Genomic DNA, 14,228 nt, shown 5'->3' with positions numbered 1-14,228 from the left:
GATCTTTGACTGGAGCCCCGAATGACCCTCGAACGTGATGCCGCTTCTAACGTCGCCAAGGTATTGTCCGAAGCACTGCCATACATCCGCCGTTTCGTTGGCAAGACGCTGGTAATCAAGTACGGCGGCAACGCCATGGAAAGCGAAGAGCTGAAAACCGGCTTTGCGCGCGATATCGTGCTGATGAAAGCGGTCGGTATCAACCCGGTGGTCGTTCACGGCGGCGGTCCGCAGATCGGTGACCTGCTCAAGCGCCTGTCCATTGAAAGCCACTTCATCGACGGCATGCGGGTGACCGACTCGCAGACCATGGATGTGGTGGAAATGGTCCTCGGCGGCCAGGTCAACAAAGACATCGTCAACCTGATCAACCGTCATGGCGGCAGCGCCATCGGCCTGACCGGCAAGGACGCCGAGCTGATTCGTGCGAAGAAGCTCACCGTTACCCGCCAGACGCCGGAAATGACCAAGGCCGAAATCATCGACATCGGTCACGTTGGCGAAGTGGTCGGGGTCAATACCGACCTGCTGAACATGCTGGTCAAGGGCGACTTCATCCCGGTGATCGCGCCGATCGGTGTCGGCCCGAACGGTGAGTCGTACAACATCAACGCCGACCTGGTCGCCGGCAAGGTTGCCGAAGCCCTCAAGGCCGAGAAACTGATGCTGCTGACCAACATTGCCGGCCTGATGGACAAGCAAGGTGAAGTCCTGACCGGCCTGACCACCGAACAGGTCGATGGCCTGATCGCTGACGGCACCATCTACGGCGGCATGCTGCCGAAGATCCGTTGCGCGCTGGAAGCGGTGCAGGGCGGCGTACACAGCTCGCACATCATCGATGGCCGTGTGCCCAATGCCGTACTGCTGGAAATCTTCACCGACAGCGGCGTGGGTACGCTGATCACCAACCGCAAGCGTCACTGATTGCGGTCATTGCGATAATAAAAAGGCCCCGTCAGTGCGAACTGACGGGGCCTTTTTACTGCGTTACTGCAGCAGGCTGGAGACCCGCGCCCGCAACTGGGCGAAGTCTGACTCTGCCTGCTGACGCGCCTGCTGATAACGACTGATCTCGGCCTTGAGCGCATTGTGCTGATCGCGCAGGTCGTTCATCTGGTCAATCAGGTTCTGCGGCACCGCCCGCCCTGCCCGTTCCAGATCGGCGGCCTGGCCCTGCAGGCTGGCCTGCTGGGCAGCCAGGCCCTGGGTATTGCCTTGGGCCACGCCGATCAGCGCGTCGATCTCTGCCAGCTTGCGAGCCTTGGCGCGCTCGACATCATCGACACTGCGATACTGGCGCAATAACTGCGCATCGGCACCGGCCTGGGCCTTGGCCGCCTCGGCCTGACGAATCTGCTCGGCACTGGGGGCCGGCGGGACTACCTGTACCACTCGCCCCTGGGCGTTGAGTACCTGATAGCCTTTGCCTGCGTACTCCGGCGGCACGCCCTGGCGATCCATGACGGTTATGCCACGGCTGTCGACATAGCGATAGAGCAGCACCTCAGGAGGCTCGGCAGCCATTGCCGCACCCTGGCCAAAGCTGACCAGCAGCAACACCAGCCCGGTAGCCTGCACGACGCGCCGCGACGTGCTGCTCAGGTTTTGATCACTGCGGTGCTTCGCCCAGCCGGTCATAGGTTTCCCTCAGACGCCGTATTGCGCCCGGTACGCTTGCACTGCAGGCAGGTGTTGCTTGAGTTGTGGGTCGTCGGCGAGAAATTCCAGCACCTGGTTGAGCGAGACGATGCTCACGACCGGAATGCCGAAGTCGCGCTCGACTTCCTGAATCGCCGACAACTCGCCGTTGCCACGCTCCTGGCGGTTCATCGCGATCAGCACGCCGGCCGCCGTAGCGTCCTGGGCCTGGATGATCTGCATGACCTCACGAATCGCGGTGCCGGCGGTAATCACGTCATCAATGATCAGCACATTGCCGGTCAAAGGTGCGCCGACCAGGCTGCCGCCCTCGCCGTGGGCCTTGGCTTCCTTGCGGTTGAAGCACCAGGGCAGGTCCCGGTCGTGATGCTCGGCCAGCGACACGGCGGTAGCGGCCGCCAGCGGAATGCCTTTGTAGGCCGGGCCGAACAGCACGTCGAAGTCGATCCCGCTGTCAACGATCGCCGAGGCGTAGAACCGCCCCAGTTGCGCCAGTGCGGCGCCGCTGTTGAACAGACCGGCATTGAAGAAGTAAGGGCTGGTGCGCCCTGACTTGAGAGTGAACTCACCGAAGCGCAGCACGCCGCGATCGATGGCAAAACGAATGAAATCGCGTTGATACGCTTGCATGAAAAAGCCCTGAAAGCACGGATTTAGCTAATTGATTAGACCTCGGGTATCATACACGCACGTGATTTTTGGGGCCATTTATGCGGATCATCAGTGTGAACGTAAATGGCATTCAGGCTGCAGTCGAGCGTGGTTTGCTCAGCTGGCTGCAAGCTCAGAATGCCGACGTCATCTGCCTTCAGGACACCCGCGCCTCCGCCTTTGAACTGGATGATCCAGCCTACCAGCTGGATGGTTACTTCCTGTATGCATGCGAAGCCGAGGTGCCTGCCCAGGGCGGCGTGGCGCTTTACTCGCGGTTGCAGCCAAAGGCGGTCATCAGCGGTCTGGGTTTCGAGACCGCTGACCGCTACGGGCGTTACCTGCAGGCAGATTTCGACAAAGTCAGCATTGCCACCCTGTTGTTGCCTTCGGGCATGAACGGCGATGAAGACCTGAATCAGAAATTCAAGCTTATGGATGACTTCGGCAAGTATCTGGACAAGCAGCGTCGCAAGCGCCGCGAGTACATTTACTGCGGTTCGCTGTATGTTGCCCAGCAGAAGCTCGACATCAAGAACTGGCGCGACAGTCAGCAGTCGCCAGGCTTCCTTGCGCCGGAGCGCGCCTGGATGGACGAGATCGTCGGCAATATGGGTTATGTGGATGCACTGCGTGAAGTCAATCGTGAAGGCGATCAGTACAGCTGGTGGCCGGACAGCGAACAGGCCGAGATGCTCAATCTGGGCTGGCGCTTCGACTATCAGATTCTGACACCGGGCCTGCGCCGTTTCGTACGCAGCGCACGCCTGCCTCGCCAGCCGCGCTTCTCGCAGCACGCGCCGCTGATCGTGGACTACGACTGGACACTGACCACCTGATTGAGGGTCAGCCACCGGACGACAAAAAGCCGACATGATGTCGGCTTTTTATTGGGCGAAGGCTTGGGTCTACGCCGTAGGAGCGGCTTTAGCCGCGAAGCCTTCGCAGCTAAAGCTGCTCCTACAGCGGGCGCCAGGTGAACGGGTAGCGGTAGTTCAGGCCGTCATTGGCTTTTACGCCGCCAATGATGGTCAGCACCAAGGCGCCCAGGCCGACCAGCATCAACAGCGGTATGCCGATCACCACGAACACCAGCATGAAGCTGATGGTCGCGGCAATGCTGACGGTGATCTGGAAGTTCAGCGCTTCACGGCCCTGAGCGTCGATAAACGGGTCGGACTCTTTCTTGAGCTGCCAGAGCACCAGCGGCCCCAGCAGGTTGCCGAACGGAAAGACCAGCCCGAAAAACGCCGACAGATGACAAAGCATCGCCCACTGCCGCGCTTGCGGGCCTGGCTTGTGCAGCGAGGGTTGTTGGCTGTCGGTCATTTCAGGTCCCCGGGTCGTTGTCTCAGTCAGCCAGCGCGGCGCGCTGCAGTTCGAATATTTCGGCCATGCCTTTGCGTGCCAGTTCCAGCATCGCGTTGAGTTCTTCGGGCTGGAACGGCGCACCTTCGGCGGTGCCCTGGACTTCGATGAAGCCGCCGGCACTGGTCATCACCACGTTAAGGTCGGTTTCGGCGGCGGAGTCTTCGGGGTAATCCAGGTCAAGTACCGGCTCGCCCTGATAGATACCGACCGACACGGCGCCGACCATCTGCTTGAGCGGATCGCCCGCCTTCAGGCCGCCGCGTTTCTTGACCACTTTGAGGGCGTCGATCAGCGCGACCATGGACCCGGTGATCGACGCGGTACGGGTGCCGCCGTCGGCCTGGATCACGTCGCAATCGACGTACAGGGTGATGTCGCCCAGCTTGGACATGTCCAGTGCCGCGCGCAGCGAACGGCCGATCAGGCGCTGGATTTCGAGGGTCCGGCCGCCCTGCTTGCCACGACTGGCTTCGCGCTGGTTACGCTCGCCGGTGGCGCGCGGCAGCATGCCGTATTCGGCGGTCAGCCAGCCCTGGCCCTGGCCTTTGAGGAAACGCGGTACGCCGTTTTCGACGCTGACCGTGCAGATGACCTTGGTGTCCCCGAACTCGACCAGTACAGAGCCCTCGGCGTGTTTGGTGTAGTTGCGGGTGATACGGATCGGGCGCAGTTGATCGGCAGCGCGACCACTTGGACGTTTCATCTGGCAATACCTGTACAGGACGGAAAACTGCCGAGCATTATAGGGGCTGTCGAGCTTCAATCGCGAATTGCTTTGCCTGACCGGTCGCGATCCATAAATACCGGAACCCTGACCAGCGGCCGGCATCTGTATGCATCAGCCGTTTGGGCGCCAGCCTCGCCTGCGTTACAATCCTGCGCTTTTGCAGCCTGTCGACTTTCACGACTTCCACGCCGCCTGCGACCGGGCTGCGCGTGGGACTCAATAGAGGTACACCCCATGGTGCACAGCATGACCGCCTTTGCCCGCGCCGAACAGGCCGGAACCCAAGGCACCCTGAGCTGGGAGCTGCGCTCGGTCAACCACCGCTACCTCGAACCCCACCTGCGCTTGCCTGAAGCGTTCCGCGACCTGGAAGGCGCGATTCGTGAAGCGCTGCGTCAAGGGCTGTCACGGGGCAAGGTCGAGTGCACCTTGCGCTTTGTCGAAGAAACGGCCGGCAAACCGCTACAGGTTGACCGCGAGCGTGCGGCGCAACTGGTCGCCGCCGCCGAGCAGGTTGCCGCTCTGATCCAGCAACCGGCCCCGCTCAACCCGCTGGAAGTACTGGCCTGGCCTGGGGTGTTGGTCGGCGACGCGGCTGATCCCCAGGCACTGAACAGCGCTGCGCTGGCGCTGTTCAGCCAAGCGCTCGAGGAGCTGAAAAACGGTCGGGCGCGTGAAGGCGCGGGCCTGGCAGCGCTGCTCAGCGAGCGACTGGACGCCATCAGCCAGGAAGTCACCACCCTGCGCGCTCTGGTGCCGCAGATGCTGGCTGCGCAGCGGCAGAAGATCCTCGACCGCTTCAATGACATGAAGGCCGAGCTGGACCCGCAGCGCCTGGAGCAGGAAATGGTCCTGCTCGCCCAGAAAAGCGACGTTGCCGAAGAGCTCGACCGTCTCAACACCCATGTCACGGAAGTGCGCCGGGTGCTCAAGACCGGCGGGCAGGCCGGGCGGCGCCTGGACTTCCTGATGCAGGAGCTCAACCGCGAGGCCAACACGCTGGGCTCCAAGGCGTTCGATCCTCGCAGCACCCAGGCCGCGGTCAACCTCAAGGTGTTGATCGAGCAGATGCGCGAACAAGTGCAGAATATTGAGTAAGGCTGAACCCCAAATGACCCATAGTACCGGCACCCTGTATATCGTTTCCGCCCCGTCCGGGGCAGGCAAGACCAGCCTGGTCACGGCGCTGATCGCCGACGAGCCGCAAATTCGCGTTTCCGTCTCGCACACCACGCGCGCCATGCGCCCGGGCGAAACCAACGGGGTGAACTACCACTTCGTCGAGCGCGCCGAGTTTCTGCGCATGATCGAGCAGGGCGATTTCCTGGAGCAGGCCGAAGTGTTCGGCAACCTCTATGGCACCTCGCAGAGCAGCCTGCAGCAAGTGCTCGATGCCGGTTACGACCTGATTCTGGAAATCGACTGGCAGGGCGCTGAACAAGTGCGCAACCTGATGCCCGACGCACGCTCGATCTTCATTTTGCCGCCCAGCCGCGAAGCGCTGCGCCAGCGCTTGAACAACCGTGGCCAGGACAGCGACGAGATCATCGAAGGGCGGATGCGCGAAGCGGTCAGCGAGATGAGTCATTACGCTGCTTATGACTACCTGGTGATCAACGACAAATTTGACGTCGCGTTGCAGGATCTGAAAACCATTTTCCGTGCCAACCGTTTGAGTCAGGCGCATCAGGCGCGTCAGCACCAGGAGCTGCTCAGCCAATTGCTGGCCTGAATCGGCCCGCTTGTGGCTTGCCGCTTGAAGCTTGCTACCGACCGCTTGTACACTACCGAGTCCGCTCGCCCATCCGGGCACCGCGCATACGCATTTGCTACGAGGAATACCATGGCCCGCGTGACTGTTGAAGACTGCCTGGAACACGTCGATAACCGCTTCGAGCTGGTCATGCTCGCTACCAAGCGTTCGCGTCAGCTCGCCACTGGCGGCAAAGAGCCCAAGCTGGCTTGGGAAAACGACAAGCCTACCGTACTTGCCCTGCGCGAAATCGCCGCCGGCCTGATCGACAATGCCGTGATCGCCGAAGCTGAAATCGTCGAAGACGAGCCATTGTTTGCCGCCTTCGAGGACGAGTCCAGCGAGGCCGTTTAAGCCTATGCCGGGTCGATGTGGTACGGCGCAGGGTAAGAGCCATCGGCAGGGGGTAGCGCCTTGCCGAGCATAGACGCCCTCGCCGAACGCATTTCGGCCTATTTAGGCAAGGATCAGGTCAACCTGGTCCGTCGCGCGTATTTCTACGCCGAGCAAGCCCACGACGGCCAGCGCCGTCGCAGCGGCGAAGCCTACGTCACCCACCCTTTGGCCGTCGCCAATATCCTCGCTGACATGCACATGGACCATCAGAGCCTGATGGCCGCGATGCTGCATGACGTGATCGAAGACACCGGCATCGCCAAGGAAGCGCTCAGTGCGCAGTTCGGTGAGACCGTCGCAGACCTGGTCGACGGGGTCAGCAAGCTGACCCAGATGAACTTCGAGACCAAGGCCGAGGCCCAGGCGGAAAACTTCCAGAAAATGGCCATGGCCATGGCCCGCGATATCCGCGTGATCCTGGTCAAGCTTGCCGACCGCTTGCATAACATGCGTACCCTTGAGGTGTTGTCCGGCGAAAAACGCCGGCGAATCGCCAAGGAAACCCTCGAGATCTATGCCCCCATCGCCAACCGGCTGGGCATGCATAGCGTACGCATCGAGTTCGAAGACCTGGGCTTCAAGGCCATGTACCCGATGCGCTCCTCGCGCATTCACCAGGCGGTCAAGCGCGCCCGTGGCAACCGCAAGGAACTGGTCAACAAGATCGAAGAGTCGTTGAGCCACTGTCTGGCAGTGGACGGCATCGAAGGCGATGTCAGCGGCCGCCAGAAACACCTGTACGGCATCTACAAGAAGATGCGCGGCAAGCGCCGGGCCTTCAACGAAATCATGGACGTGTATGCGTTTCGCATCATCGTCGACAAGGTCGATACCTGCTACCGGGTACTGGGCGCCGTACACAACCTCTACAAGCCACTGCCTGGGCGTTTCAAGGATTACATTGCGATCCCCAAGGCCAACGGCTACCAGTCGCTGCATACCACGCTGTTCGGCATGCACGGGGTGCCCATCGAAATCCAGATTCGCACCCGCGAAATGGAAGAAATGGCCAATAACGGCATCGCCGCGCACTGGCTTTACAAGTCCAGTGATGACGAGCAGCCCAAGGGCTCCCATGCCCGCGCCCGGCAATGGGTCAAGGGCGTGCTGGAAATGCAGCAACGCGCCGGCAACTCGCTGGAGTTCATCGAAAGCGTCAAGATCGACCTGTTCCCCGACGAAGTCTACGTGTTCACCCCCAAAGGGCGGATCATGGAGCTGCCAAAAGGCTCCACGGCGGTGGATTTTGCTTACGCCGTGCACACTGACGTCGGCAACAGTTGCATTGCCTGCCGGATCAACCGCCGCCTGGCTCCGCTCTCCGAGCCGCTGCAAAGCGGCTCGACCGTCGAGATCGTCAGCGCGCCGGGTGCCCGGCCGAACCCGGCCTGGCTCAATTTTGTGGTCACCGGCAAGGCCCGTACCCATATTCGCCACGCCCTGAAGCTGCAGCGCCGTTCCGAGTCCATCAGCCTCGGCGAGCGCTTGCTCAACAAGGTACTCAACGGCTTCGAGACCAGCCTGGACAAAGTCAGCGCCGAGCGCGTTCAGGCCGCACTGATCGAGTACCGCGCCGAAGTCCTGGAAGATCTGCTCGAAGACATCGGCCTGGGCAATCGCATGGCCTATGTGGTCGCACGCCGCTTGCTGGGTGACGGCGAGCAACTGCCCAGCCCTGAAGGCCCGCTGGCGATCCGCGGCACCGAAGGCCTGGTACTCAGTTATGCCAAGTGCTGCACGCCGATTCCGGGCGACCCGATCGTCGGCCACCTGTCGGCGGGCAAGGGCATGGTCGTGCACCTGGAAAACTGCCGCAATATCAGTGAGATCCGCCATAACCCGGAAAAATGCCTGCATCTGTCCTGGGCCAAGGATGTCACTGGCGAATTCAACGTCGAGTTGCGCGTCGAGCTTGAGCACCAGCGTGGCCTGATCGCGCTGCTGGCCAGCAGCGTCAATGCCGCCGACGGCAACATCGAGAAGATCAGCATGGATGAGCGCGATGGTCGCATCAGCGTGGTCCAACTGGTGGTCAGCGTGCACGATCGCGTACACCTGGCCCGCGTCATCAAAAAGCTGCGCGCCCTGGCCGGGGTAACCCGCATCACCCGCATGCGCGCCTGACACCCCTTTAACAGGAGTTCTCATGTCCAAGACTGTCATCAACAGCGACAAGGCACCTGCCGCCATCGGCACCTATTCCCAGGCCATCAAGGCGGGCAACACCGTTTACATGTCCGGGCAGATCCCACTGGACCCGAACACCATGGAGCTGGTCGACGGCATCGAAGCCCAGATCACCCAGGTCTTCGAAAACCTGAAGTCCGTCGCCGAAGCGGCTGGCGGCTCGTTCAAAGACATCGTCAAACTGAACATCTTCCTCACTGACCTGGGCCACTTCGCCAAGGTCAACGAAATCATGGGCAAGTACTTCGAGCAGCCTTACCCGGCCCGCGCCGCCATCGGCGTTGCCGCACTGCCACGCGGCTCGCAGGTCGAAATGGACGCCATTCTGGTCCTTGAGTAAACCGCCCCGGCGCAGCGTCCAGGCGCTGCGTCCTCCTGTGCAAAGAAAGGATTCCCTTATGCGTCGTGCGCTTGCCCTTACGCTGTTGGCCGCACTCGTCAGTGGCTGTGCCAGCCATACCGACGTCAACCCCGATGGTATCTGGATCAATCAGAATGCCATTGATGCCGCCGTCAAAGGCAGCAACATGCGTGAAGCCATGTTGTCCAGCGGCCCGAATCTGGAATGGCAGGTCGACACCAAGGCCGGCCAGGCATCTTTTTCCAATGGCTTTGAGCTCGGCGAAGGCAAGATCATCGAGTCCAAGGCCGGCAAGCTGCGTATCGAGTTCTATGGCAACTTCTTCGAAGACCTGAGCATTGATGGCAGCCAGCTGACCCAGGCGGCCAGCGAGTCAGGTCCTGAGCAGCGCTTCGTCAAACCCAAGGTCAGCCTCGCTGCCGATGCGCCACCGGGCAGCAGCTTTGAGCATGCGCTGTACTCGGCTTATCTGGGCGGCAAATGGACCATTGTCAGTGGCGACGGCCAGGGCAGCAGCGTTCAGTTCTCGCCCGACGGCCGAGTGCAGGGGCTGGGCGGCAACGATCGCTATGCGCTGTGCCTGGCAGGTGACTGTGCAGCCATGAGCGGCGAGTACGACAGCATGTGGCTGGAGCGCGCCGAACAGGGTGCACCGTGGATCTTTGCCCGCAAAGGCCGGCAGCTGGAGATTTTCCAGGCCATCAACACCGCTGAAGCCGATGAAATGCCTCAGCTGCGTCCCGGCCAGCGCCGCTGGCTGCTTGAGCAACAGTAGGAGCCGCTTTAGCGGCGAAGATGTCGCCGCTGCGCCGACCGTTGATCAACCCAGCAACGCCGCATACCCGGCGCGATAATCCGGGTAGCGCGGCGTCCAGCCCAGTGCCCGCGCCCGGGCATTGCTGCAGCGCTTGCTGCCGGCCCGGCGCAACACCTGCTGCTCGGACCATTGGCTAACCCCCAGATACTCGCGCATCCAAGCCACCACCTCGGCCAGCGCTGCCGGCTCGTCATCGACCCCCAGATAGCAATCCTGTAGCACCACACCCTCGGCGTCGGCCTTGAGCAGATGCGCCAGCAAGCCTGCGGCATCGTCGGCGTGAATACGGTTGGCATACACTGGCGGATCAATCGCTACCCGATAGCCCTCGCGCACCTTGCCCGACAGATCGCTGCGGCCTGGACCGTAGATCCCGGCCAGGCGCACGACACTGGCTGGCCAGCCGCAATCGAGTGCCACGCGCTCGGCCTCCAGCAAGACCTGGCCGGAAAACCGCTCAGCCTCAGTGGCCGATGTTTCGTCGATCCACTCGCCTTGCTGTTGGCCGTACACCCCGGTGCTGGAAACAAAGACAACGCGGCGCGGCTGTTGGCCCGACTGGCGCACCCAGCTCAGTGTATGTTGCAGGCCTTCGACATACGCCTGTCGATAGCCGGCCTCATCGCGTTGCGAAGGCGTTGCGCAATACACCAGATAGTCAATGCTGCCGCTTGGCCAGCCCCTGGGCAGAGCCGCTGCAAACAAATCTGCCGCGATACCGGAAATACCCTCCGGCAGCGCGGCAATATTGCGGCGTAGCCCCTGTACATCCCAGCCAAGTGCTTGTAATTCAATAGCCAGACGCGAGCCCACATCACCACAGCCAGCGATCACCACCTTCGGGGTAGACATCAGATTTCTCCTCTCAAGCTCGGCAGTAAATCCATGAAATTTCACAAAATTTAATGCTGTAGCCAAATTTGTGGCAAAAAAAGATACATTATTACTTTAGTTAACAAGAACGATTTGCAATAATGGTCGCCCTTTGTTAACGCACCTGCGCAGTTTCTTCATGATTGCGCATTATGTTCTATATACATTCAGGTCCGGCCAGCATGACACGCACTCCATCACCCGCCTCGCTAACCACGCTTTTCGGCATGTCTCGCGCCTGGCGCGCGGCAGCCGCACTTGTGTTGAGCCTGACGCTCGCCCCGGCAGCCTTTGCCGATCAGGCCGCACCGACCGCCAATAGCGCAGCACCAGCGGCGGCCAGCGTCCCGGCGCCAGCGGGCAATGCCACTGCAGCGCCGAGCGCCACCCCGGCCGTAGCGCCTGTGGCGGCTGACGATTCGCTGGCACTTGAGGGCGAGAACAGCCTGGGCATGTCCGCGCATGACCTGTCGCCGTGGGGCATGTACCAGAACGCCGACATCGTGGTGAAGGCCGTCATGATCGGTCTGGCCCTGGCCTCGATCATCACCTGGACCATCTGGATCGCCAAGGGCCTTGAGCTGCTGGGCGCCAAACGTCGCCTGCGCAATGAAGTGCCGAGCCTGAAAAAGGCCCGTACCCTCAGCGAAGCCGCCGAGCTGAACCGTGCCGAAGGCACGCTGGCACATGTTCTGGTGCACGACGCCCTCGAAGAGATGCGTCTATCGGCCAATAGCCGTGAACGCGAAGGCATCAAAGAGCGTGTCAGCTTCCGTCTGGAGCGTATTGTGGCCAACAGTGGCCGGACCATGAGCACCGGCACCGGGGTACTGGCGACCATCGGTTCCACCGCGCCGTTCGTCGGTCTGTTCGGTACCGTATGGGGCATCATGAACAGCTTCATCGGTATCGCCAAGACCCAGACCACCAACCTGGCGGTCGTGGCCCCTGGTATTGCCGAAGCCCTGCTGGCCACGGCCATCGGTCTGGTCGCAGCGATTCCTGCGGTGGTGATCTACAACGTCTTCGCCCGCTCCATCGCCGGTTACAAAGCGCAGGTCTCCGACGCATCGGCTCAGGTGCTGCTGCTGGTCAGCCGTGACCTGGACCACCTGCCAGAGCCAAGCGAGCGCAGCCAACAGCAACCGCAAATGTCCAAGGTGGGCTGACACGTGGGTCTGCATCTGAATGAAGGCGGCGACGATCTCGCCGAGAACCATGAAATCAACGTGACGCCGTTCATCGACGTCATGCTGGTTCTGTTGATCATCTTCATGGTGGCCGCCCCGCTGGCCACCGTGGACATCAAGGTTGACCTGCCGGCCTCAACCGCACAGCCGCAACCGCGACCGGAAAAGCCGGTGTTCCTCAGCGTCAAGGCTGACAAGAACCTGTACCTGGGCAACGATCAGATTCCTCGCGAGCAGATCGGCCAGGTGCTGGACCAGCGCACCAAGGGCAAGAAGGACACCACCATCTTCTTCCAGGCTGACAAGGGCGTGGATTACGGCGACCTGATGGAAGTCATGAACACCCTGCGCGCTGCCGGTTATCTGAAGGTCGGCCTGGTAGGCCTTGAGACGGTTGGGAAAAAATGACCAGCATGCGCCAAACACTGACGCGCTATAGCGGTAGTCTGTTGTTGGTGCTGGTCGTGCATGCCGTTGCAGTGTATCTGGCACTGCGCTGGCCGGCCTCCCAGGCAATCGAACTGCCGCCGCCTGCGATGATGATCGAGCTTCCACCACTGCCCGAGCCACTGCCGCCACCGCCTCCAGCGGTCGTGCAGCCACCGACGCCACCTGCACCGGAAGAAGAGATTCCGATGCCTGAGGTCGCCGAGGCGCCGAAGCCGGAAATCGTCGTGCCCAAGAAAGTGGAAAAGCCCAAGCCCAAACCTCAGCCGAAAAAGCCGATCGAGAAGAAGCCTGAGCCGCCCAAGGAAGAACCGGCCGACGAGAAACCGGTGGATACACCGCCAACTCCGGTCAAGGTTGACAAGGCTGCCGCGCCGACGACGCCGCCTAGCCCGCCGTCGCCACCGAGCAACGCGCTGCCAAGCTGGCAGAGCGACCTGCTGCGGCACCTGGCCAAGTACAAGAAGTACCCTGAGGATGCCCGTCGTCGTGGCATGCAAGGGGTGGCCAGACTGCGGTTCGTGGTCGATGCGCAGGGCAACGTGTTGTCCTTCGAGATCGCCAGCAGTTCCGGCAGCCCGTCACTGGACCGCGCCACACTGGAGATGATCCGCCGTGCGCAACCGGTACCCAAGCCTCCGGCTGAAGTACTGAACAACGGTTCGATCGAGATTCTGGCACCCTTCGTTTATTCCCTGGATAAACGCTGACAGGCCAGACGCAAAGTTGGCGGGCCATGACGGCCGCCGCTTTGCGTACCGCTCCTGAATCGGTTTTTTGATACACAGATGCGCCTTTGATAACGTGCGTCTATTGATTGCAGCCGCTATGCTGGGCGCGCAACCACATGGACGCACGTTATGACCCTTACAGAATTGCGCTATATCGTCACGCTCGCTCAAGAGCAGCACTTCGGCCATGCTGCCGAACGTTGCCATGTCAGCCAGCCTACGCTGTCGGTCGGCGTGAAAAAGCTCGAAGACGAACTTGGTGTACTGATCTTCGAACGCAGCAAGAGTGCAGTACGCCTGACTCCGGTCGGTGAGGGCATTGTCGCCCAGGCCCAGAAAGTCCTCGAACAGGCCCAGGGCATCCGCGAACTGGCCCAGGCCGGCAAGAACCAGCTGACTGCTCCGCTCAAGGTCGGCGCCATTTACACCGTCGGTCCATACCTGTTCCCGCATCTGATTCCACAACTGCACCGGGTTGCCCCGCAGATGCCGTTGTACATCGAAGAAAACTTCACCCACGTGCTGCGCGACAAGCTGCGTAACGGCGAGCTGGACGCCGTGATCATCGCGTTGCCGTTCAACGAAGCAGACGTGCTGACCCTGCCGCTGTACGACGAGCCGTTCTACGTGCTGATGCCGGCCGAGCACCCCTGGACACGCAAGCAGACCATCGACTCCTCCGCGTTGAACGACAAGAGCCTGTTGCTGCTTGGCGAAGGCCATTGTTTCCGCGATCAGGTTCTGGAAGCGTGCCCGACACTGACCAAGAACAGCGAAGGCGCCCGGCACACCACCGTCGAGTCCAGCTCGCTGGAAACCATTCGGCACATGGTTGCCTCAGGGCTTGGCGTATCGATCCTGCCGCTGTCGGCGGTCCACAGCCATCACTATGCGCCAGGCGTGATCGAGGTCCGTCCGTTGACGCCACCAACCCCATTTCGCACTGTCGCCATCGCCTGGCGTGCCAGCTTCCCGCGGCCTAAAGCCATCGAAATTCTGGCTGACTCGGTGCGTCTGTGTTCCGTGGCCCGTCCCAAGGCAGAAGCGGGCCAGGCAGTCTAG

At 61.5% G+C, this 14,228-nt stretch carries 17 protein-coding genes; 12 read left to right on the top strand and 5 right to left on the bottom strand.

The features are described 5' to 3' along the window. Nucleotides 1-21: 21 nt before the first annotated feature. A complete protein-coding gene (gene argB, locus NJC40_RS05310) occupies nucleotides 22-927 on the top strand; it encodes an acetylglutamate kinase (RefSeq protein ID WP_045485049.1) in 906 nt (301 codons plus the stop codon). Between the two features lie 63 nt (nucleotides 928-990). Here argB and NJC40_RS05305 read toward each other — a convergent pair whose 3' ends face one another. Further along, nucleotides 991-1,527, bottom strand: coding sequence for a DUF4124 domain-containing protein (locus NJC40_RS05305; protein ID WP_253140039.1), 537 nt, complete (start codon nucleotides 1,525-1,527; stop codon nucleotides 991-993). 123 nt (nucleotides 1,528-1,650) lie between these two features. Continuing rightward, nucleotides 1,651-2,292, bottom strand: a complete 642-nt coding sequence (gene pyrE / locus NJC40_RS05300) for an orotate phosphoribosyltransferase (protein ID WP_045485047.1) — start codon at nucleotides 2,290-2,292, stop codon at nucleotides 1,651-1,653. A gap of 80 nt (nucleotides 2,293-2,372) precedes the next feature. Between pyrE and crc the strand changes: the two genes are divergently transcribed. Continuing rightward, complete coding sequence (gene crc, locus NJC40_RS05295) at nucleotides 2,373-3,152, top strand: catabolite repression control protein Crc (RefSeq protein WP_045485044.1); 780 nt, start codon at nucleotides 2,373-2,375, stop codon at nucleotides 3,150-3,152. Nucleotides 3,153-3,273: 121 nt separating this feature from the next. Here crc and NJC40_RS05290 read toward each other — a convergent pair whose 3' ends face one another. Together NJC40_RS05290 and rph are read right to left on the bottom strand one after the other, a co-directional pair. Further along, nucleotides 3,274-3,642, bottom strand: a complete 369-nt coding sequence (locus tag NJC40_RS05290) for a DUF4870 domain-containing protein (RefSeq protein ID WP_045485041.1) — start codon at nucleotides 3,640-3,642, stop codon at nucleotides 3,274-3,276. Between the two features lie 22 nt (nucleotides 3,643-3,664). After that, nucleotides 3,665-4,387, bottom strand: coding sequence for a ribonuclease PH (gene rph / locus NJC40_RS05285; RefSeq protein ID WP_045485038.1), 723 nt, complete (start codon nucleotides 4,385-4,387; stop codon nucleotides 3,665-3,667). A gap of 258 nt (nucleotides 4,388-4,645) precedes the next feature. On the opposite strand from rph, the gene NJC40_RS05280 reads away from it, so the two are divergent. The 6 genes from NJC40_RS05280 to NJC40_RS05255 all read left to right on the top strand — a co-directional run bounded on the left by NJC40_RS05280 (nucleotide 4,646) and on the right by NJC40_RS05255 (nucleotide 9,883). Beyond that, complete coding sequence (locus NJC40_RS05280) at nucleotides 4,646-5,509, top strand: YicC/YloC family endoribonuclease (RefSeq protein ID WP_045485034.1); 864 nt, start codon at nucleotides 4,646-4,648, stop codon at nucleotides 5,507-5,509. A gap of 13 nt (nucleotides 5,510-5,522) precedes the next feature. After that, nucleotides 5,523-6,143, top strand: a complete 621-nt coding sequence (gmk, locus tag NJC40_RS05275) for a guanylate kinase (protein ID WP_253139862.1) — start codon at nucleotides 5,523-5,525, stop codon at nucleotides 6,141-6,143. A gap of 111 nt (nucleotides 6,144-6,254) precedes the next feature. Further along, entirely contained in the window at nucleotides 6,255-6,518 is a 264-nt protein-coding gene (gene rpoZ / locus NJC40_RS05270) for a DNA-directed RNA polymerase subunit omega (protein WP_045485028.1), read from the top strand. 60 nt (nucleotides 6,519-6,578) lie between these two features. Next, complete coding sequence (gene spoT, locus NJC40_RS05265) at nucleotides 6,579-8,684, top strand: bifunctional GTP diphosphokinase/guanosine-3',5'-bis pyrophosphate 3'-pyrophosphohydrolase (protein ID WP_045485025.1); 2,106 nt, start codon at nucleotides 6,579-6,581, stop codon at nucleotides 8,682-8,684. A gap of 22 nt (nucleotides 8,685-8,706) precedes the next feature. Next, a complete protein-coding gene (locus NJC40_RS05260) occupies nucleotides 8,707-9,087 on the top strand; it encodes a RidA family protein (protein ID WP_045485023.1) in 381 nt (126 codons plus the stop codon). Nucleotides 9,088-9,145: 58 nt separating this feature from the next. Beyond that, nucleotides 9,146-9,883: a hypothetical protein gene (locus NJC40_RS05255; protein ID WP_253113972.1), complete on the top strand. Its 738-nt coding sequence runs from the start codon at nucleotides 9,146-9,148 to the stop codon at nucleotides 9,881-9,883. Nucleotides 9,884-9,928: 45 nt separating this feature from the next. Here the strand turns inward: NJC40_RS05255 and NJC40_RS05250 are convergent, their stop codons facing one another. Beyond that, the gene (locus NJC40_RS05250; RefSeq protein ID WP_253139864.1) at nucleotides 9,929-10,777 is read right to left on the bottom strand and encodes an SDR family oxidoreductase; all 849 of its coding nucleotides are present in this window, start codon (nucleotides 10,775-10,777) and stop codon (nucleotides 9,929-9,931) included. Nucleotides 10,778-10,980: 203 nt separating this feature from the next. Between NJC40_RS05250 and exbB the strand changes: the two genes are divergently transcribed. The 4 genes from exbB (at nucleotide 10,981) to NJC40_RS05230 (ending at nucleotide 14,228) form a co-directional block, all read left to right on the top strand. Next, on the top strand, nucleotides 10,981-11,967 hold the full coding sequence (gene exbB / locus NJC40_RS05245; RefSeq protein ID WP_253139865.1) for a tonB-system energizer ExbB: 987 nt from the start codon (nucleotides 10,981-10,983) through the stop codon (nucleotides 11,965-11,967). 3 nt (nucleotides 11,968-11,970) lie between these two features. After that, nucleotides 11,971-12,396 carry a TonB system transport protein ExbD gene (gene exbD, locus NJC40_RS05240; protein WP_045485015.1) on the top strand — a complete coding sequence of 142 codons (426 nt, stop codon included), beginning with the start codon at nucleotides 11,971-11,973 and terminating at the stop codon, nucleotides 12,394-12,396. Beyond that, nucleotides 12,393-13,145: an energy transducer TonB gene (locus tag NJC40_RS05235; RefSeq protein WP_045485013.1), complete on the top strand. Its 753-nt coding sequence runs from the start codon at nucleotides 12,393-12,395 to the stop codon at nucleotides 13,143-13,145. Before exbD ends, NJC40_RS05235 begins: the two co-directional genes overlap by 4 nt. Before the next feature lie 150 nt (nucleotides 13,146-13,295). Continuing rightward, nucleotides 13,296-14,228 (top strand): hydrogen peroxide-inducible genes activator, encoded by a 933-nt coding sequence (locus NJC40_RS05230; protein ID WP_045485012.1) that lies wholly within the window; start codon nucleotides 13,296-13,298, stop codon nucleotides 14,226-14,228.

The sequence above is a fragment of the Pseudomonas sp. 21LCFQ02 genome, assembly GCF_024129895.2.
Lineage (GTDB): Bacteria > Pseudomonadota > Gammaproteobacteria > Pseudomonadales > Pseudomonadaceae > Aquipseudomonas.
This window is presented reverse-complemented; position numbering and strand designations above follow the sequence as displayed.

Bases quoted from the DNA above. Each gene is read 5' to 3' on its own strand.
- NJC40_RS05260 (WP_045485023.1), top strand. From the start codon at position 8,707: ATGTCCAAGACTGTCATCAACAGCGACAAGGCACCTGCCGCCATCGGC.
- rph (WP_045485038.1), bottom strand. From the start codon at position 4,387: ATGAAACGTCCAAGTGGTCGCGCTGCCGATCAACTGCGCCCGATCCGT.
- exbB (WP_253139865.1), top strand. From the start codon at position 10,981: ATGACACGCACTCCATCACCCGCCTCGCTAACCACGCTTTTCGGCATG.
- pyrE (WP_045485047.1), bottom strand. From the start codon at position 2,292: ATGCAAGCGTATCAACGCGATTTCATTCGTTTTGCCATCGATCGCGGC.
- NJC40_RS05255 (WP_253113972.1), top strand. From the start codon at position 9,146: ATGCGTCGTGCGCTTGCCCTTACGCTGTTGGCCGCACTCGTCAGTGGC.
- argB (WP_045485049.1), top strand. From the start codon at position 22: ATGACCCTCGAACGTGATGCCGCTTCTAACGTCGCCAAGGTATTGTCC.
- rpoZ (WP_045485028.1), top strand. From the start codon at position 6,255: ATGGCCCGCGTGACTGTTGAAGACTGCCTGGAACACGTCGATAACCGC.
- gmk (WP_253139862.1), top strand. From the start codon at position 5,523: ATGACCCATAGTACCGGCACCCTGTATATCGTTTCCGCCCCGTCCGGG.
- NJC40_RS05235 (WP_045485013.1), top strand. From the start codon at position 12,393: ATGACCAGCATGCGCCAAACACTGACGCGCTATAGCGGTAGTCTGTTG.
- NJC40_RS05250 (WP_253139864.1), bottom strand. From the start codon at position 10,777: ATGTCTACCCCGAAGGTGGTGATCGCTGGCTGTGGTGATGTGGGCTCG.
- NJC40_RS05290 (WP_045485041.1), bottom strand. From the start codon at position 3,642: ATGACCGACAGCCAACAACCCTCGCTGCACAAGCCAGGCCCGCAAGCG.
- NJC40_RS05230 (WP_045485012.1), top strand. From the start codon at position 13,296: ATGACCCTTACAGAATTGCGCTATATCGTCACGCTCGCTCAAGAGCAG.
- NJC40_RS05280 (WP_045485034.1), top strand. From the start codon at position 4,646: ATGGTGCACAGCATGACCGCCTTTGCCCGCGCCGAACAGGCCGGAACC.
- NJC40_RS05305 (WP_253140039.1), bottom strand. From the start codon at position 1,527: ATGGCTGCCGAGCCTCCTGAGGTGCTGCTCTATCGCTATGTCGACAGC.
- crc (WP_045485044.1), top strand. From the start codon at position 2,373: ATGCGGATCATCAGTGTGAACGTAAATGGCATTCAGGCTGCAGTCGAG.